We start from the raw sequence: 18,343 nt of genomic DNA, 5'->3' as shown, positions 1-18,343 counted from the left end.
CCGGACCACAGGCGCGCACTCCCCCTCGACCGTTTCCCTTCGCCACGGAGTGGACGCGGAACACGTCGGGGGTGACGGGTAGGCCGGACCGACGCCCCGAACCTCGGCAACCATCCCAACCCCTTGTGGCAGCGCCCGCGATCCGTCGTTAGGGTCGGGCGATGCGCCTGTTCCTGCCTCTGTTGTTGCTCGCCGCCTCGCCCCAGCCCGCGGGGCGCGAGGGCACCGTCACGCTCGCCGCCGACAGCGAGACGCGCTGGGTGCCGTTCGACCTGACCCCGGGCAACCAGATCCGCTTCACGCTGACACTCGACGGACGGGCGGTGACCGCGATCCTCGACACCGGGGTGAGCTATTCGGTGCTCGCCGCCAAATCCGCCGCGGCCGATCCGGCGCGGGTCACCGCCAACGGTCAGGCGACCGCGATCGGCGGCGGCGGCAACGGCGCGGTGGCCGTCGGCTGGCTGGCGACGCGGCGGCTGACGATCGGCGGCCTCACCCGCAGCGGCGGCGGCGTCACCGTCGCCGACCTGCCCGCGCTCGCCACCGGCAGCGCGCAGGCGGTCGACATGCTGATCGGCCGCGACGTCACCGGCGGGCAGGCGCTCGATATCGATTATGCAAACCACCGCTTCCGCCTGCTGCCGTCGGGGCGGATGCCGTTCGTCGGGGCGATCGCGCCGCTGACCATCTCTGCCGGTCGCCGCGTCTACGAAAGCAGCGCGACGATCGGCAGCCGGCGCCTGTCGCCGATGATCGTCGATACCGGCGACGGATCAGCGCTGACGCTGTCCGCCGCCTCCGCCAAGGCGGCCGGGATCGCGCGGCTGCCGACGACGACGACCATCTCCTTCGGCCTCGCCGGCGAGACGGTGAGCACGCTCGCCATCCTGCCGGCGGTGTCGCTCGGCCAGCAAACGATCCGCAACGTCGAGGCGCGGGTCGAGCCCGCCGCCGGGTTCTCCGAGACGATCGGTGTCGCGGGGCGGATCGGATCGGGGCTGTTGCAGAACTATCGCGTGCTGCTCGATCCCGGCGCGGGGCGGATGGTCCTGAAGCCGGGGTCCGATGCGGACGCGCCGCCGCTGCGCTCGACCAGCGGCCTCCTCGTCGGGCTGGAGCGCGACCGGCTCAAGGTGCTGCACGTCATGCGCGGCGGGCCGGCGGCGGCGGCCGGCTGGAAGCCGGGCGAGACGATCTGCCGGATCAACGGCCAGCCGATCACCGCCGACTATCCGACGAGCGCGCTGGCGAAATGGGCGATCGGCGCGCCGGGCACGGCGGTGCGGCTCGATCTGTGCGACGGGACGGCGCGGACGCTGACCCTGCGGCAATTCTATTGAGGCGCAGGGTCGGGGCTGCGAGCCCCCTGCGGAAGTCCCTGCCCCGTTCCGAGCTCCCGCGCGCGCGGGAGTTCAGGGCAGAGACCGAGGTCTTCCGTCGTAAGGAAGAGGTTTGATTCACGCGAAGGCGCGAAGGCGCGAAGAGAGAAGGAATTTGGTTCGCGCAGAGGCGCAGAGGGCGCAGAGATGTCGCGTCTGGCGCGAAGCGCCTTGCAAACCAACGTTGTGAAGGATGAAGGCCGCTGACGCGGCCCTGCCATCTCTGCGCCTCCGCGCCTCTGCGCGCAAAACTCTTCCCTTCTCTTCGCGCCTTCGCGCCTTCGCGTGAATCAACCCCTTCTTGTCTCTGGCCCGGTCACACGGACACCCATCGACGGCCCCGCCTCACCGCATGTGCAGGCCGAGGCTCACCAGCAGGATCGTCGCGAGCAGCGCCGCCATCTGGACGGTACGCCAGTCGACGAAACCGACGCGGTCGGGATCGGCGCGCAGCCGCCGGCGGCGATCGGCAAAGGCCGCTGCAAGCGCGAGCAGCACCGTCGCGCCCGCCGCCCAGAACATCGCCGGCATGCGCCCCGCCTCAGCCGAGCTTTTCCACCTTGTCCTGCAGGCGCGACAGTTCCGCCTTGAGCGCGGCGATCTGGTCGTCCTTGCTGGCCGGGCTCGGCGCGGCCGCGGGGGTGATCGGCGCGACCACCGGCGCCTGGAACGCCTGCGCCGCGACTTCGAGCATCTGCAGGTTGCGCTTGGCGATCTCGGCGAAGGGCGAATGGGCGAAGGCGCCCTCGACCGCGGTCTTGAACTGTTCCTGGTTGCGGCGGAAGCTGTCCATCGACGCCTCCAGATAGCCCGGCACCATTGCCTGCATCGAATCGCCGTACATCGAGATGAGCTGGCGCAGGAAGCTGACCGGCAGCATCGTCTGGCCGCGGCTTTCCTCTTCCATGATGATCTGGGTCAGCACGTTGTGGGTGATATCGTCGTCGGTCTTGGCATCGACGACCTTGAAGTCGCGGCCCTCGCGGGTCATCGTCGCCAGATGCTCGAGCGTGATGTAGGACGAGGTCTCGGTATTATAAAGGCGCCGGTTGGCGTATTTCTTGATGATGACGATTCCGTCGCCCCTGGCCTGCTTCTTCATACCGCTCCCCTGTCGCGCGACGGTCCGTTGCCGTGACTGAGGAGGATGTTACGCCGCAATTTTTCGCACCGCAACACGGCCCGCGGCCCTTGCCGCTGTTCCTTGACATGTTGCGCAGCGAAACCGCAGCACAGCCCGAGCGGACCGCCGCGGCGCTCGCCGGGCTCGCCGCCTATCAGCAGGCGCCGCGCCCTGCCCCGCCCGCGCCGATGCCGGCGCTCGCCGCCGTCGGGCGGGCGTGCCTGCGCTATTATGGCGGGCGCGGCCGGATGGTCGTGTTCGTGCCATCGCTGATCAACCCGCCGGCAATCCTCGATCTCGGTGACGCCTCGCTGGTGCGCTGGATGGCGGCGCAGGGATTCCGCGTCGCGCTGGTCGACTGGGGCACGCCCGGCGCGGCCGATCGCGAGATGGACATGACCGCCCATATCGAATCGCTGCTGCTGCCGCTGATCGAGCAGCTCGACGAGCCGCCGGTGCTGGTCGGCTATTGCCTCGGAGGGACGATGGCGCTGGCGGCGGCGGGAGCCACCCCGGTGGCGGGCCTCGCGACGATCGCCGCGCCGTGGCATTTCGCCGGTTACGGCGATGCCGCGCCGGCGATGCTCGATCTGTGGCAGGCGGCTAGGCCGACCGCGGAGGCGCTCGGCGTGCTGCCGATGGAGGTGTTGCAGGCGGGCTTCTGGCGGCTCGATCCGGCGCGCACCGTCGCGAAATACGAATCGTTCGGGCGGCTCGACCCCGACAGCGCCGCGGCGCGCGCCTTCGTGCGGCTGGAGGATTGGGCGAACGCGGGCGAGCCGCTGCCGCTCGCCGCGGCGCGCGACCTGTTCGAACGGTTCGTCGCGCAGGACGCGCCGGGGACGGGCGAATGGATCATCCGCGGCGCCCCCGCCTCGCCTGCGCGGCTCGCCTGTCCGGCGGTCGAGTTCGTCTCGCTCACCGACCGGATCGTGCCCGCCGCCACCGCCGCTGGGCTCGCCGACCGCCGCGATCTCGGCCTCGGCCATGTCGGGATGATCGTCGGCGGCCGTGGCCGGGCGATGCTGTGGGAGCCGCTCGCCCACTGGATCGCGGCGCTGCCGCCGGGTAGACACGGCCCAAAGTAGGAGCAGGACCATCATGACCGAGATCGTCATCACCGCCGCCAAGCGCACCCCCGTCGGCAGCTTCCTCGGCGCCTTCGCCGCCACCCCCGCGCATGAGCTGGGCCGGGTGGCGATCGAGGCGGCGCTCGCCCAAGCCGGCGTCGACGGCGCCGAGGTCTCGGAAGTGATCCTCGGCCAGGTGCTCACCGCCGCACAGGGCCAGAACCCGGCGCGGCAAGCGTCGATGGCGGCGGGCATCCCCAAGGAAGTGCCGGCCTGGGGCGTCAATCAGGTGTGCGGATCGGGCCTGCGCGCGGTCGCGCTCGCCTGCCAGGCGATCCAGACCGGTGACGCGTCGATCGTGGTGGCGGGCGGCCAAGAGAGCATGTCGATGAGCGCGCATGCGCAGACGATGCGCGGCGGCACGAAAATGGGTGCGATCAGCCTCGTCGATACGATGGTGGTCGATGGCCTGACCGATGTGTTCAACGGCTATCACATGGGCATCACCGCGGAAAATCTGGCCGAACAATATCAGGTGACGCGCGCCGACCAGGACGCCTTCTCGGTCGCCAGCCAGAACAAGGCGGAGGCCGCGCGCGGCGGCGGGCGTTTCCGCGACGAGATCGCGCCGGTGACGATCAAGGGCCGCAAGGGCGACACCGTCGTCGCCGACGACGAGTATATCCGCGCCGGCGCGACGATCGACAGCGTCGGCGGCGTGCGCCCGGCGTTCAAGAAGGACGGCACCGTCACCGCCGCCAATGCGAGCGGCCTCAACGACGGCGCCGCCGCGCTGGTGCTGATGAGCCGCGCCGAAGCCGAGAAGCGCGGCACGCCGGTGCTGGCGACGATCAAGAGCTGGGCAAGCGCGGGCGTCGACCCTTCGGTGATGGGCATCGGCCCGGTGCCGGCGTCGCGCAAGGCACTGGAGAAGGCCGGCTGGACGATCGCCGACCTCGACCTGATCGAGGCGAACGAGGCGTTCGCGGCGCAGGCGCTGTCGGTCGGCAAGGAGCTCGGCTGGGATGCGGACAAGGTCAACGTCAACGGCGGCGCGATCGCCATCGGCCACCCGATCGGCGCCAGCGGCGCGCGCGTGCTGACCACGCTGCTCTACGAGATGCAGAAGCGCGACGCGAAGAAGGGCCTGGCGACGCTGTGCATCGGCGGGGGCATGGGGATCGCGATGTGCGTGGAGCGGTGATGCGGACGGTTGGGATAACGCAACATCACGAAACATAAGCCGTCATTTTCGTGTCATTTAGGCGACACCGCGGGCAAAATTTGAGCGATTCCAGATATTAGATGGCGAAACCCCTTGTTCGGGGCGCCTCGATTAAGACACCATAGTCCCCTGGAAAAAGGCAAAAGCCTAAACAGGGGACACACATGAAGAACTGGTTGCTCTCCGCGAGTGCGCTCGCGGGCGGTATGCTGCTCGCGACGAACGCGTTCGCGCAGACTACGGATCAAGGTACGCTGCCAACGTGCACAAACCAGACCACGGAGAATTGCACCCCAGCGGGCGGAGTAGCCGGAGCGGTAACGCCATCGGTCGGAACGCCTGCCGAGATCGCGCAGGCCAGCGATGCCGTCGATCCGAAAGACGCCAACCCGGAAGAAATTCTTGTAACCGGGTCGCGCATCCGCCGGCCCAACCTTGATTCCGCCGTTCCGGTGACGTCCATCGCGGGCGACGCGGTGTTCCAGCAGGGTAACACCAACGTTGGTGACCTGCTCAACAACCTGCCGCAGCTGCGTAGCACGTTCTCCCAGCAGAACCCTGGGTCGGGTATCGGCATCGCGGGTCTTAACTTGCTGGATCTACGCGGCCTTGGAACGTCGCGAACGCTGGTGCTGGTCAATGGACGGCGCCACGTTGCCGCCGATATTCTGAACAATGCCGTCTCGCCGGACGTCAACACCATCCCGAACGACCTGATCGAGCGTATCGACATCGTCACGGGCGCTCAGTCGTCGATCTACGGCTCGGACGCGATCGCGGGCGTCGTCAACTTCGTTCTCCGCCGCGAATACGATGGCATTCAGCTTCGCGGCCAGGCTGGCGTTTCCGAGAAGGGCTTCGGCGGCAATCAATATGTCTCCGCGATGGCAGGCAAGACGTTCGCCGATGGCCGGGCCAACATCACCCTGCACGGCGAATATTCTCATCAGCAGCGCGTGTTCGGGTCGGACATCCCTTGGTTTCGACGGGTCGATGGCCTGGGTCTCGTCGACGTTGACCCGTCCCTGCCGAACGGCAGCGACGGCTTTCCCGATCGTACCTTCTTGCGCGATATGCGCAGCGCTGCGATCAACCGCTTCGGCCTCGTCCCGATCACCCAGCCCGGCGCTAACGCGCAGTGCGGCACGGGTATCGGCACCACCAACGGCGCACCAGGCATAGGCTCGGGTTCGACGGTCGGGACGCCGTACAACTGCACCTACATCTTCACACCCGATGGTCGCCTCACGCCGCAGACCGGCACCCGCTACGGCCAGGGTATCATCGGCGGCATTCTGGGTGGCAACGGTCAAACCGGCCGTGAAGGAGAGTTGCTGTCGGTGCTGCCTTATCAGCAGCGTCTCAACTTCAACCTGCTCGCGCACTTCACCGTCAGCCCCGCCTTTGAACCGTTTGTCGAGGCCAAATGGAACAGGGTCGACAGCCTGGGCTCCAATGCAGGGCCGTCCTTCATCCAAGGCACCTTCAGCCAGCTCGATCTGCGTGAGCGCATCAGGCTCGACAACCCGTTCCTTAATCCCGCGGATCGCACGACGATCGCCAATGCGATCCTTGCCTCGGGCTGCAACCCCAGTCTGACCGCCCCCTGCAGCGTCACCGGTGTTACGAGCAGCTTCAACCGGACAGCACGGCAGGGCCAAGGCATTGGCGGTCCGTTGAATGCAGACGATCGCGCCGCGATTGCAGCGGGTACGTACCGCTTCGTCGATTCCCGCGTCCTTGCTGATTCGGGCATTCGCGACGAGCAATTCCGTCGTGATACCTATCGTATCGTTGGCGGTGTTCGCGGCGATTTCGCCAGCGTCTGGAACTACGAAGTCTCGGTCAACTATGGCAAATTCACCGAAGATACGGTGACTTTCGGCTATCTCGATCGTCAGCGTTTCCTGTTGTCGCTCGATGCCGGACGCAATCCAACCACGGGCCAAATACAATGCCGGGCGCAATTCGATCCCGCGGCACGGGTCGCATTCGCGGGCAGTGACGCGCGGCTTGCGAACGACATCGCGGCCTGCGTACCCTACAATCCGTTTGGCGGAGCTGATAACAGCAGCGCAGCCAACTACTTCCGTTATAACGCGCGCAACCGGGCGAGCCTGTCGCAGTTCGACGTGCAGGGCTATATCGGTGGCGATCTCAGTCAGCTGTTCTCGCTGCCCGGCGGCCCGATCGGCTTCTCGCTGGGCGGTGAATACCGGCGCGAGCGTGCCCGCTACCAGAACGATCCGTTTATCGAGAGCGGCGCGACGAACGCCGTCATCATCGGTGAATTCGATCCGCCCAAGTTCGAGGTCAAGGAAGCCTTCGGCGAGGTGCGCATCCCGCTGCTCAAGGATACGCCCTTCTTCCATGAACTAACCATCAACGGTGCGGGACGCGTGTCCGACTACACCGGCGCGGTTGGCACAGTCTGGACGTACAACTTCGGCGGTGAGTGGGCACCGATCCGCGACATTCGGTTCCGCGCAAATTACGGCAAATCGGTCCGCGCACCCAACGTGTCTGAGACCGGCTTCCCGGCAGTCCCCAACTTCGCTCCGGGTTTCCTCGACCCGTGCGCCTCGGGGAACATCGCAAACAACCCCAACCGTGCCGGGAACTGCCTTGCCGATTTGGGTGCGACCTTGCTCGCCGGCTTGCCGAACGTCAGCTATTCGCTGCCGATCATCAGCGGCAGCAATCCCAACCTCCAGCCGGAAACCTCGAAGTCGCTGACACTCGGCGCGATCGTCCAGCCCCAAGCTGTGCCGGGCTTCTCGCTGACCGTCGATTATTTCGACATCAAGGTGAACAACGTAATCGTTTCGCTTACTGCACAGCAGATTGCGAACAACTGCTACGATCAGCCCAACCTCAACAACATCTTCTGCTCTTTGTTCACCCGCTATCGTGGTTCCGGTGCCGGCTCGCTGGGCGAGCAGCCCGGTCAGATCCTCGGCAACTCGCTGGTGTCGGCAGGCGTCAATTTCGCCAAGCGAGTGCGCCGTGGCATCGACGTCCAGGCCGCCTATCGGAAGGAATTTAGCAGCGAAGTCCGCTTCAACACCAACCTGATCTACACTCACCTCCTCAAGTCGAGCAATTTCGAGAATCCGACGCTACCCAACTTCGAGAACCGCCTGCTGAGTGAATTAGGTGATGCGCAGGACGAATTCCGACTCGACAATGACTTGAGCGTCGGATCGTTTACTTTAGGCTACCGCCTCCGGTACATCGGCCCGATGTTTGTCAATTTCTATGAGGACTTCAACGAACTGCCGTCGGCCTGCACGGCGGCCGGATGCCCACCAAACAACCTGGATTATGCTGACATCCGCAAGTATCCGCGCGTCTTTTATCACGACCTGCGATTCACTTGGAACCTGAATGACCTTGGAAACTTCGGTAAGAACTTCCAATTCTATGGCGGCGTCGACAACGTCTTCAACAAAATTCCGCCGCTCGGTTCGTCGGGCACCGGTGCGGGCAGCTCGATCTATGATATCCGGGGCCGCAACATCTATGCGGGCGTCCGCGCCCGCTTCTAAACACCCCTTACCTGCCTGATGGGCCGGTGGTTCGCCACCGGCCCTTTTTTTGGGAGGACGATCATGGCCGAAGGCACCGTGGCGCGGGCCGATCAGTTGCTGGCGCAAGGTCAAACCCGGCAGGCAATCGACCTGGTCACGGCGGCCGCCGCCGGAGGCGACGCGGACGCACTTTTCCGTGAGGCTGTCTGGAAGCTCGCCGGTCAGCCGATCGCCCGTGACCTCACCGGTGCAAGGCGGTCGCTTCGGTCGGCTGCAGCGATCGGTCATCAAGAAGCTGCACTGATGGAAGCGGCACTCGCTGCCAATGGCAGTGGGGCGACCGCCGATTGGACGTCGGCGATCCAATTGCTTTCCCGAACCGCGCATCCGGCGGCGGTCGAACAGATCAACCTCCTCGCGGCGATGACATTGCACGCAGACGGCACCCCCGCGGAGGCCCTGGCGACAAGGACCCTCGCGACCCAGCCGAATATACGACACGTCAGCCGCCTGCTCTCACCAGCGGAATGCCTCCACGTTGCACAGGCAGCCGCTGATCTGCTGCTCCCCGCCGTTGTCGTCGATCCACGTACCGGTGCGAACGTCGCCAACTCCGTCCGCACGTCTGACGGAGCGGTCATCGGCCCGACACGAGAAAGTCCCGTCATCCGGGCACTTAACCAGCGTATCGCCGCCGTTACCGGTACTGATGTCGCACAGGGCGAGGCGCTTGCGGTGCTACGCTATCGCCCGGGGCAGGAGTTCCGCCCACATTTGGATTCGATCGAAGGCGTTCGCAACCAGCGGATCAAGACCGTGCTCATCTATCTCAACGACGGCTTTACCGGCGGCGCGACATATTTTGCTGCCGGCGATGTTCGTATCACGCCGCGGACGGGGGATGCGGTTATCTTCGATAACGTGCGGCAGGATGGCACGATCGATCCGCTTTCCCGCCACGCCGGCGAGCCGGTGCGCAGCGGCGTCAAATGGCTGGCGACGCGGTGGATTCGGGCGCGGCCGTTCGACGTATGGACGGGCCCCGAAGCGGCCTGATCACCCCCACCGCCGCGCATAGCGCTGTCCAAGCAGCGTCAGCAGCTCGTATTGCGACATGCCGCTCCAAGCCGCCGCGTCGGGCAGCGCGAAGTCGAGCGTGATCCAGTCGCCCTCCGCGACCTCCGGCGTCGCGGTGACGTCGAGCGCCATCAAATCCATCGAGACGCGACCGATCACCGGCAGCCTGCCCCCGCTCGCGCTGCCGCGGTCCGATAAGGCACGGACATAGCCGTCGGCATAACCGAGGTTGAGGATCGCCACCTCGGTCGCCCGCCGCGCGGTCCAGGTGGCGTTGTAGCCAACCGTCTCTCCCGCGGGCACGGTGCGGCGTTGCAACACCTGTGCCTCCGGCGTCACCACCTGCCGGATGATCCCCACGAATTCGGGCCGGACGACGCCGCCGTACAGCGCGATACCGGGCCGGGTCAGGTCGAAGGCGTAATCGGCGCCGAGCGCGATGCCGGCCGAATTGGCGAGGCTCATCCGCCGCGCGCCGGTGGTGCCGACGAGCGTGGCAAAGGCGTCACGCTGACGGGCGTTCATCGCGCTGTCCTCGTCGGCGCAGGCGAGATGGCTGATCAGCGTCTCGATCGTCAGCCCATCGAGCAGGCCGTCGCGCACCGCCGCCGGCGCGACGCCGAGCCGGTTCATGCCGGTATCGACCATCACGTCGCAGGCGCCGCCACCCGCCGCGCGCCAGCGGGCGACCTGCGCCTCGGTGCTCAGCACGGGTCGCGCGATACCCTGCAGCGCCAGCGGCATGTCCTCGGCGCGCACGCCGTGCAGCACCGACAGCGGCAGGCCGAGGGGGGCCAGCCGCTCCGCCTCCGCCCAGGTCGCGACGAAGAAGTCGCGGCACCCGGCGGCGGCGAGGTGGCCTGCGGCCTCGGCCGCGCCAAGGCCATAGCCGTTCGCCTTGATCGCTGCGCCGCACGCCGCCGTACCGCTCATCCGGTCGAGGGTGCGCCAATTGTCGGCGAGGGCGGCGGCGTCGAGGCGGAGGCGAAGGGGAGCGGTCACCCGGGCGCGTGTAATCGCCCCGGCGCCCGGCGTCGAGGCGCGCGGGCTCAGTCGAGCCGCGCGCGGACCCCGATCCACAGCGTGCGCGGGGTCGCGCGTTCGACGATGTTGGCGCCGCTGATCCCCGCCTCGACCCGCGCATCGAAGACGTTCTCGGCGCGCACCTCGAGGGTGAGCACCCGCGTCACCGGCAGCGCGGCATAGCCGTCGAGCGTCGTCGCGGGGGCGAGGCTGCGGCTGTTCTGGTCGTCGTCGAACTGGCGCGCAACGTGGCGCAGCGTCGCCGAGAGCGCGGCACGCTGCCGCCGCCAGCCGAGCGTCGCCGACACCGCGTCGCGCGGCGTCTGCGCGGGCCGCAGGCCATCGAGCGCCGCGCCCGCGCCAGAGGCACGCACCCGCGCATCGACATGGCTCCACGAGGCGAGCGCGGTGAACGGCCCGGTCGCGTAGCGCGCATCGACCTCGACACCGGTCGAGCGGATCGCATCGAGGTTGCGGCGGACGCGCGAGGCGCTGGTCGGCGTCGACGACAGGGTGACGTTGGCGATCGCGTCGTCGAGCTGATTGTGGAACAGCGTCGCGGCGAGGCTGGCACCGGCGAACGGCGTCAGCGTCACGCCGCCCTCGATGCCGGTCAGCCGCTCGGGGGCGAGACCGGCGTTGGCGGCGGTGACGTCATTGCCGACGCGGAACGGGCGGTAGAGTTCGTTGAGCGTCGGCAGGCGCCAGCCGCGATAGCCCGCCGCGCGCAGCGTGACGGCATCGGCGGCCCGCCATGCGGCGCCGAGCCGGCCGGTGAATTCGCTGCCGTCGCGGTCGGCGAAGCGCGAGTCGGTCAGTGCCGCGCCCCCGGCAAGCGGGCGCTCGCTGAGATAGCCGTCATCGATCCGCCACCAGTCGATGCGCCCGGCGCCGGTCAGCGTCAGGTCGCCGAACGCGACGCTGCCGTCGGCGAACAGGCCCTGCGTGCGCGTCGAACCGCCCGCCACGCGGCGCCGGGTCGGGCTGGCGTTGACGAAGGTGAACAGCTCCTGCGTCTTGCCCGACACGTCGCGGATATCGGCCCCGAGCCGCAGGTCGATCGCGCTGCCGAGCGGCGGCTGCACCTCGAACCGCGCGCCGAGGCCCGTGGCGGGGGTGTTATATTGGTCCAGCGACTGGCTGACGGTGGTGCGCGCGGCGTTGATGCTGGCGAAGCCGGACGCGAAGGCGCGCGTCTGGAGATAGGCGAGCGCGGACCAGCCCCACGCGCCGCGGCCGACGAGGCGCAGGCTCGCGTCGGCACCGTCGGAGCGGTTGGCGGTGAAGGCGGTGCCGCGCTCGCGCCGATCGGTGAAGGCGATGAGGTTGGCCTGTATCTCGGTCGATGGTGCGAGGGTGACGACGGTGCGTAGCGCGCCCGAGGCCTGTTCATAAGGGGCGGCGCGATCGACCGGACCGCGGCTCGTCGCCACGGTGGGCACGAAGCCGTCGCCGCGCGCATAGGCGCCCGACAGCGTTGCGAAGCCGCCGTCGCGAACCAGCGCGGCCGAACCCTGCGCTTCGAGCGAATCGCGACTGCCGTAGAACAGGCTCGCATCGAGCGGGGCGAGCTGGTCGGGCGTCGCGCTGTCGAGCTGCACGGTGCCGGCGAGCGCGCCGGGACCGAAATAGCCGCTGCCGCCGCCGCGCGTCACCCGCACGTGACCCAGCCGGCCGGTGGCGTAGGCCGGGAAGGCGACCCAGCCGCCGAACGGATCGGCCTGCGGCACGCCGTCGAGGATCAGCAGCGCGCGGCTCGACGCATTGCCGCCGATGCCGCGTAGCGTGATGCCCTGGCTGGTCGGATTGGCGGTGCGGCTGTCCGAGCGGCGGAACTGCTGGAGCCCGGCGACGTCGGCGAGCACGCTCTCCAGCCGCGCGCTGGCATTGGCCTGAAGCCGGTCGCGGTCGATCGTGACGATGTCGAACGCGCGCTCGCCCGGCGACACGGGCAGGCCGCGGCCGGTGACGACGATATCGGGGGCATCGACCGGATCGGTCTGGGCGACAGCGGGAAGCGCGCCGGCAGAGGCGAGCAGGACGGCACAGGGAAGCAGATGACGCATCGCGCCCTCATGGCGGTTTCCGGCGGCGAGGAGAATGATCAACCTACTGATCCATATCGATGCGCGGCGGCAGGCGCCGCACCTCTCCCTTCGCCGGAGAGTGACCACGGCGTGCCGGTTTGTGACAGGGGCATTGCAAGGTCGATGCGGATCGGGAACGATCGGGTCCGTGCCGCGCTTGCCGGTGAGTCGAAGGAGACGATCATGGCCGATGCTTATTCCCTGCCGCGCGCGCAGGTACTGCGATGAGCCGGCCGCTGCTGGGCGCGGCGGCGTTGCGCGACGAGCTCAACCAGGCGGCGCTGCGTCTCTCGCTCGACAGCGAGGGCGCGCGGATCGAGTTCATGCTGCCGACGCTTGCCGACCCCTGGGACGGCAGCGCCGGGCACAATTGGGACGTGCAGGCCTTCTGTCCCGAGCAGCTCGACGCGATCGCGCGACGCGCGGTGGAGGAGGTCGCCGCGGTATGGGATCTCGATCCGCACAACACCGACGATGCGGTGACCTTCGAAGCCGATCATTGATCGCATCGACCGGCATCCGTCTGTTGCAACGCATGTGCGGGATTGTCGCGACGTGCACCATTGTCGCGGAGCGATCGCGTCCCTAGAATAACTCGGACAATTTCCGAGAGAGGTATTTCCATGATCGACGGCGCCCTGCTGATCGGTGGCGAAGCACGCCAGGCCGCAAACCGGTTCACCGCGGTGAACCCGGCAAGCGGCGAGACGCTGACCCCGGACTTCTCGTCGGCCCGCGCCGATGCGGTGGCCGAGGCCTGCGCCCTCGCCGAGGAAGCCTTCCCGACCTATGCCGCGACCGATCTCGAATTGCGCGCTGCCTTCCTCGAAGGCATCGCACAGAACATCCTCGATATCGGTGACGCGCTGATCGAGCGCGCGATGGCCGAAAGCGGCCTGCCGCGCGCCCGCCTCGAAGGCGAGCGGGGCCGTACCGTCGGCCAGCTCAAGCTGTTCGCCGGCGTCGTGCGCCAGGGCGACTTCCTCGACGCGACGATCGATCCCGCCCTCCCCGACCGGGCGCCGCTGCCGCGCCCCGATCTGCGCCGCGTCAATCTGGCGATCGGCCCGGTCGCGGTGTTCGGCGCGTCCAACTTCCCGCTCGCCTTCTCGGTGGCGGGCGGTGACACCGCCTCGGCGCTCGCCGCGGGCTGCCCGGTCGTGGTGAAGGGCCATCCCTCGCATCCCGGCACCGGCGAGCTGGTCGCCCGCGCGATCCAGAAGGCGGTGCAGGACGCCGGCCTGCCCGCGGGAGTCTTCTCCTATCTGCCCGGCGAGACCAACGAGCTGGGCGGCGCGCTGGTCGCCGATCCGCGCATCCAGGCGGTCGGCTTCACCGGGTCGCGCGGCGGCGGCCTCGCCCTCGTCCGCATCGCCGCCGAGCGTGACGAGCCGATCCCGGTCTATGCCGAGATGTCGAGCATCAACCCGGTCATCCTGTTCCCGGCCGCGCTCGCCAACCGTGGCGCGGCGCTGGCCAAGGAATATGTCGGCTCGCTGACCATGGGTGCCGGCCAGTTCTGCACCAACCCCGGCCTGGTGCTGGCGGTCGACAGCCCCGAGCTCGACGCCTTCGTCAAGGCGGCGGGCGAGGCGCTGACCGAGAGCCAGCCGGCGACGATGCTGTCGCCCGGGATCCACGCCAGCTTCGAAAAGGGCGTCGCCGAACTCGCCAGCCACGAGGCGGTGCGCACCGTCGCGCGCGGCAAAACCGGCGAGGGCGTCAACCAGGCGGTCGGCGCGCTGTTCGAGACGACCGCGGACCAGTTCCTCGCCGACGTCAAGCTGTCGCACGAGGTGTTCGGTTCGTCGTCGATGCTGGTGCGCTGCCGCGACATCGGGGAGATCGCCTCGGTGATCGCCAAGCTCGAAGGCCAGCTGACCGCGACGCTGCAGGTCGATCCGGCGGACGAGGCCGATGCCGCCAAGCTAGTCCCGGTGATCGCGCGCCGCGTCGGCCGCATCCTCGCCAACGGCTGGCCGACCGGCGTCGAAGTGGCGCCGGCGATGGTCCATGGCGGTCCCTTCCCGGCGACCAGCGACGGGCGCACGACCTCGGTCGGCACGCTCGCCATCGCGCGCTTCCTGCGTCCGGTATGCTACCAGAACCTCGCGCCGGCGCTGCTTCCCAAGGCGCTGCACGACGACAACGCCTGGGGCATCGCCCGCCGCCTCGACGGCAAGCGCGAAGCCAGCCCGCGGTAAAGGCCCGGTTCCTCCCTCGCTTCGGCGGGGGAGGGATTCGGCGTCAGCCTAGGGTTGTCCCCGTGCCAAACCCACCGTCACCCCGGAACACGTCCGGGGTGACGAATTTGGGTGAAAGCGTTCCGCGCTTCGGGGACCGCCCGCCGAAGCGGGCGCCTCCCTTACAGCGCCACCGGGGTGACCGGCACGCCGGCCACGCCGGGATCGAAGGCGAAGAGGTTGCCCGCCTCGGGCTGCTCGGCCAGCGCCGCCTCGGTCAGCCCCTTGCGCGCGCTCGTCGCATAGGCGGTGCGCAGGTCAGGCCCGCCGAAGGCGATCTTGGTGATGTTCGATGCAGGCAGCCGGACGGTGCCGATCAGCGCACCCGACGGATCGTAGCGCCGCACGCCCCAGCCACCCCACAGCGCCACCCACAGGCAGCCCTCGGCATCGACCACCGAGCCGTCGGGATGGCCGGCATCCTCCTCGATCGTCACGAACGGCACCGCCTCGCCGAGCGTGCCGTCGGCCCCGATCGTCGCGCGCCAGATCGTCTTGCCGATCGTGTCGGTGTGGTAGAGCGTCACGCCGTCACCGGCGATCGCCGGGCCGTTGGTGATGCACACCGGCGCCAGGCCGCTGTCGGTCACGACGCTGTCGGCATGGCGGTAGACGCGGCCGCTCATGTCCATCTCGGCATCGTCCATCGTGCCGAACCAGATCCGCCCGGCGCCATCGGTCGCGGCATCGTTGAGGCGGTTGCCGGCAGGATCACCCTCCGGCCGGGCAAGGAAGGTGAAGCTGCCGTCGGCCGGGTCGAACCGGTGCAGCCCGGTGCGCAGCCCGGCGATCATCCCGCCATCGGCGCTCGGCAGCATCCAGCCGACCTGATCCGGCGCGTCCCAACGCCTGGCGTCGCCGGTCGCCGGATCGAAGCGGTGGATGTGGCGGCTCTTGATGTCGACGAACCACAAGGCCTGCTCGCGCGCCACCCACACCGGGCCTTCGCCCAGGATCGCCTGCACCGGCAGGACGGTACGAACATTATGATCGGTCATCGCGCATTCCTCTCCACATGGGTTGCGCGCTCCTTTCACCGAAGCGCGGCTCCCGTCTAGTCTGACAAAAGCCGCGCGCAGGCTCAATCCACGTCGAACAGGTCGCGATACTGGCGCGGCTGCGAGCGGAGATACTGGTCCGGCGCCTTGACCCGTGCGCCCAAGTGCGCGGCGGCATGCCACGGCCAGCGCGGATCGTAGAGGATGGTGCGGGCAAGCGCGATCATATTGGCATCGCCGGTGCCGACGATCGCCTCGGCCTGTTCATAGTCGGTGATCAGCCCGACCGCGACCACTGGCATGCCGCAACCCTGCTTGACCGCGCGGGCGAGCGGCACCTGATAGCTCGGCCCGACCGGGATTTGCTGGCGCGGGTCGAGCCCGCCGCTCGACACGTGGATCGCGGCGCAGCCCCGCGCCTCCAGCACACGGGCGAAGGCGACGGTCTGTTCGGCGTCCCAGCCGCCCTCGACCCAGTCGCTGCCCGACACGCGCATCGTCACCGGCCGGTCCGCCGGGAAGGCGGCGCGCACCGCGTCATACACTTCGAGCGGAAAGCGCATCCGGTTCTCGAGGCTGCCGCCGTAATCGTCGGTGCGGCGGTTGGAGAGCGGCGAGAGGAATTCGTGGAGCAGATAGCCATGCGCGCCATGCAATTGCACCGCGTCGATGCCCAGCCGCGCGGCCCGGCGCGCGGAGTCGGCGAACGCCGCGACCAGCCGCTTGAGGTCCTCGACACGCAATTCGGTCGGCGGGTTCTCGCCCTCGGCGAAGGGCAGCGGCGACGGCGCGACGGTCTGCCAGCCGTCCGGATGGCCCGGGGCGATCTGCTTGCCGCCCTTCCACGGCAGGTCGGTCGACGCCTTGCGGCCGGCATGGGCGAGCTGGATGGCGATCGGCATGTCGGAATGGCGGCGGATCGACTCGAGCACGCGCGCCATCGCCGCCTCGGTGGCATCGTCCCACAGGCCGACGTCGCCATAGGTGATCCGCCCCTCGGGCTCGACCGCGGTCGCCTCGATGGTCAGCAGCCCGGCGCCGGACAGCGCGAGATGGCCGAGGTGGATGAGATGCCAGTCGGTCATCCGCCCGTTCTCGGCGGAATATTGGCACATCGGCGCGATGACGATGCGGTTGGACAGGGTCTTGGTGCCGATGGTGATCGGCTGGAACAGGGCAGAAGACATGCGCACCTCGCGAAACGGATTCGGGAGGCGTTACGCTTCGGACGGCGATTGGTGCCGTGCGGGCAGGCTGACCCGCGCCTCCAGCCCGCCGCCCTCGCGCTCGGCGAGCACCAGCCGGCCGCCGTGCAGCTCGGCGAGTTCGCGCACGATCGCGAGGCCGAAGCCGTGCCCCTCGCCACGTTCGTCGAGCCGCACGCCCGGCTCGGTCACGCGGGCGCGGTCGGCGGCGGGGATGCCGGTACCGTCATCCGCGACGATCAGGTCGAGCCGACGCGCATCGTCGCGCTGCGGCCGGGCCTCGACCCACACCTGCGCGCTGGCGTGGCGGGCGGCATTGTCGAGCAGATTGCCGAGCAGTTCGTCGAAATCCTGCGCGTCCATCGCCGCGACGGGATCGCCGGCGACCGCATGCGTCACCGCGATGCCGCGCGCCGCGTGCAACCGGCCGATCGCCACCGCGAGATCCGCCACCGCGGGCGCGACGCGGGTACTGGCCCGCGTATCGCTGGTGTCGGCGCGGGCGCGGGATAGATGGTGGCGGATCGTGGCGTCGATCCGCGCGAGCTGGGCCGCGGCAGTGGGATCGTCGCGCAGGCCGAGCGCCAGCGTCGCCACCGGCGTCTTGAGCGCATGCGCGAGATTGGCGGCGGACTGACGCGCGGTGGCGAGCGCCGCGGCGCGATCGGCGGCGAGCGCGTTGAGTTCGGCGGCGAGGCCGCGCAGCTCGACCGGCTGATCCTCGTCGACCTGGTCGCGCGTCCCGCCGCGGATCGCGGCGACCTGCGCGCGCATCCGGGCGAGCGGCCGGAGCCCCAGGCGCAACTGCACGATGCTGGCGACGGCGAGCAGCACCGCAAGGATCGCCAGCGCGGCGAGCAGCGGCAGCAGCGCGTCCCGCAACGGCCGCGCGATCACCGCGCGCGGCGCGACCGCGAGCAGCGCCACGTCGCCACGGCGGGTCGTCATCACCAGGCGGCGGGCGTGGACGCTGCGCCCGGCCCGATCGGCCCCTTCCAGCACCTGCGGCCCCGCGGCGTCCTCCGGCAGCGGTGGTCCCGGAGGTCCGGGGGGCGGCGGCGCGTCGGCCGGATGCGGACCGGCGCGCAGCCGCGGCAGATCGGCCGAGCCGATCGCGCCGTCCGGCCCCGCGATCCGCCAGTGCCAGCCGCGCCCCGCCTCCAGCGCCCCCCCGCGCGCGGCCAGCCGCGCGCGGTCGACGCGGCCGTCGCCGTCCACCGTGCTCGCGAGCAGCGCGATCTCCGCATCGAGCCGCCGGTCGATCCCCTCGGTCACCACGCGTTCGAGCACGCCGGCGATCGCCCAGCCGGCGATGCCGAGCGCGGCGAGGATCGCCACCGCCGACAGCAGCAGCATGCGGCCCTGAATCGATTTCGGCAC

At 69.1% G+C, this 18,343-nt stretch carries 14 protein-coding genes; 7 read left to right on the top strand and 7 right to left on the bottom strand.

Going from position 1 to position 18,343, the window contains the following annotated elements; all coding sequences use genetic code 11:
• Positions 1-161 precede the first annotated feature (161 nt).
• Positions 162-1,343, top strand: coding sequence for an aspartyl protease family protein (locus HD841_RS19530; RefSeq protein WP_179510568.1), 1,182 nt, complete (start codon positions 162-164; stop codon positions 1,341-1,343).
• A gap of 384 nt (positions 1,344-1,727) precedes the next feature.
• Here the strand turns inward: HD841_RS19530 and HD841_RS19525 are convergent, their stop codons facing one another.
• Both HD841_RS19525 and phaR read right to left on the bottom strand, forming a co-directional pair.
• Positions 1,728-1,913 (bottom strand): hypothetical protein, encoded by a 186-nt coding sequence (locus HD841_RS19525; protein WP_179510567.1) that lies wholly within the window; start codon positions 1,911-1,913, stop codon positions 1,728-1,730.
• Positions 1,914-1,923: 10 nt separating this feature from the next.
• A complete protein-coding gene (phaR, locus tag HD841_RS19520; RefSeq protein WP_179510566.1) occupies positions 1,924-2,484 on the bottom strand; it encodes a polyhydroxyalkanoate synthesis repressor PhaR in 561 nt (186 codons plus the stop codon).
• A 107-nt stretch (positions 2,485-2,591) separates the two neighbouring features.
• Between phaR and HD841_RS19515 the strand changes: the two genes are divergently transcribed.
• From HD841_RS19515 to HD841_RS19500, 4 genes are all read left to right on the top strand, one after another.
• Positions 2,592-3,593, top strand: a complete 1,002-nt coding sequence (locus HD841_RS19515) for an alpha/beta fold hydrolase (protein WP_179510565.1) — start codon at positions 2,592-2,594, stop codon at positions 3,591-3,593.
• Between the two features lie 13 nt (positions 3,594-3,606).
• The gene (locus tag HD841_RS19510) at positions 3,607-4,779 is read left to right on the top strand and encodes an acetyl-CoA C-acetyltransferase (RefSeq protein WP_179510564.1); all 1,173 of its coding nucleotides are present in this window, start codon (positions 3,607-3,609) and stop codon (positions 4,777-4,779) included.
• A gap of 185 nt (positions 4,780-4,964) precedes the next feature.
• On the top strand, positions 4,965-8,348 hold the full coding sequence (locus HD841_RS19505) for a TonB-dependent receptor domain-containing protein (protein ID WP_179510563.1): 3,384 nt from the start codon (positions 4,965-4,967) through the stop codon (positions 8,346-8,348).
• Between the two features lie 63 nt (positions 8,349-8,411).
• On the top strand, positions 8,412-9,386 hold the full coding sequence (locus HD841_RS19500; protein WP_179510562.1) for a 2OG-Fe(II) oxygenase: 975 nt from the start codon (positions 8,412-8,414) through the stop codon (positions 9,384-9,386).
• On the opposite strand, the gene alr is transcribed toward HD841_RS19500, so the two are convergent.
• The gene (gene alr, locus HD841_RS19495; RefSeq protein ID WP_179510561.1) at positions 9,387-10,409 is read right to left on the bottom strand and encodes an alanine racemase; all 1,023 of its coding nucleotides are present in this window, start codon (positions 10,407-10,409) and stop codon (positions 9,387-9,389) included.
• A 47-nt stretch (positions 10,410-10,456) separates the two neighbouring features.
• The gene (locus HD841_RS19490) at positions 10,457-12,496 is read right to left on the bottom strand and encodes a TonB-dependent receptor (RefSeq protein WP_179510560.1); all 2,040 of its coding nucleotides are present in this window, start codon (positions 12,494-12,496) and stop codon (positions 10,457-10,459) included.
• Positions 12,497-12,741: 245 nt separating this feature from the next.
• Between HD841_RS19490 and HD841_RS19485 the strand changes: the two genes are divergently transcribed.
• Positions 12,742-13,020: a hypothetical protein gene (locus tag HD841_RS19485; protein ID WP_179510559.1), complete on the top strand. Its 279-nt coding sequence runs from the start codon at positions 12,742-12,744 to the stop codon at positions 13,018-13,020.
• 120 nt (positions 13,021-13,140) lie between these two features.
• Entirely contained in the window at positions 13,141-14,721 is a 1,581-nt protein-coding gene (locus tag HD841_RS19480; protein ID WP_179510558.1) for an aldehyde dehydrogenase (NADP(+)), read from the top strand.
• 161 nt (positions 14,722-14,882) lie between these two features.
• Here HD841_RS19480 and HD841_RS19475 read toward each other — a convergent pair whose 3' ends face one another.
• From HD841_RS19475 to HD841_RS19465, 3 genes are all read right to left on the bottom strand, one after another.
• The gene (locus tag HD841_RS19475) at positions 14,883-15,758 is read right to left on the bottom strand and encodes an SMP-30/gluconolactonase/LRE family protein (RefSeq protein WP_179510557.1); all 876 of its coding nucleotides are present in this window, start codon (positions 15,756-15,758) and stop codon (positions 14,883-14,885) included.
• An 83-nt stretch (positions 15,759-15,841) separates the two neighbouring features.
• On the bottom strand, positions 15,842-16,945 hold the full coding sequence (locus HD841_RS19470; RefSeq protein ID WP_179510556.1) for an NADH:flavin oxidoreductase/NADH oxidase: 1,104 nt from the start codon (positions 16,943-16,945) through the stop codon (positions 15,842-15,844).
• A gap of 30 nt (positions 16,946-16,975) precedes the next feature.
• Positions 16,976-18,343: a sensor histidine kinase gene (locus tag HD841_RS19465; protein WP_373563078.1), complete on the bottom strand. Its 1,368-nt coding sequence runs from the start codon at positions 18,341-18,343 to the stop codon at positions 16,976-16,978.

Source organism: Sphingomonas melonis (assembly GCF_013409985.1).
Lineage (GTDB): Bacteria > Pseudomonadota > Alphaproteobacteria > Sphingomonadales > Sphingomonadaceae > Sphingomonas > Sphingomonas melonis_A.
Note: the sequence above shows the minus strand (reverse complement) of the source record. Positions and strands in the feature narration are given on the sequence as shown.

Coding starts and splice junctions, on each gene's coding strand:
- HD841_RS19530 (WP_179510568.1), top strand. CDS start 162: ATGCGCCTGTTCCTGCCTCTGTTGTTGCTCGCCGCCTCGCCCCAGCCC.
- HD841_RS19525 (WP_179510567.1), bottom strand. CDS start 1,913: ATGCCGGCGATGTTCTGGGCGGCGGGCGCGACGGTGCTGCTCGCGCTT.
- phaR (WP_179510566.1), bottom strand. CDS start 2,484: ATGAAGAAGCAGGCCAGGGGCGACGGAATCGTCATCATCAAGAAATAC.
- HD841_RS19515 (WP_179510565.1), top strand. CDS start 2,592: ATGTTGCGCAGCGAAACCGCAGCACAGCCCGAGCGGACCGCCGCGGCG.
- HD841_RS19510 (WP_179510564.1), top strand. CDS start 3,607: ATGACCGAGATCGTCATCACCGCCGCCAAGCGCACCCCCGTCGGCAGC.
- HD841_RS19505 (WP_179510563.1), top strand. CDS start 4,965: ATGAAGAACTGGTTGCTCTCCGCGAGTGCGCTCGCGGGCGGTATGCTG.
- HD841_RS19500 (WP_179510562.1), top strand. CDS start 8,412: ATGGCCGAAGGCACCGTGGCGCGGGCCGATCAGTTGCTGGCGCAAGGT.
- HD841_RS19490 (WP_179510560.1), bottom strand. CDS start 12,496: ATGCGTCATCTGCTTCCCTGTGCCGTCCTGCTCGCCTCTGCCGGCGCG.
- HD841_RS19485 (WP_179510559.1), top strand. CDS start 12,742: ATGAGCCGGCCGCTGCTGGGCGCGGCGGCGTTGCGCGACGAGCTCAAC.
- HD841_RS19480 (WP_179510558.1), top strand. CDS start 13,141: ATGATCGACGGCGCCCTGCTGATCGGTGGCGAAGCACGCCAGGCCGCA.
- HD841_RS19475 (WP_179510557.1), bottom strand. CDS start 15,758: ATGACCGATCATAATGTTCGTACCGTCCTGCCGGTGCAGGCGATCCTG.
- HD841_RS19470 (WP_179510556.1), bottom strand. CDS start 16,945: ATGTCTTCTGCCCTGTTCCAGCCGATCACCATCGGCACCAAGACCCTG.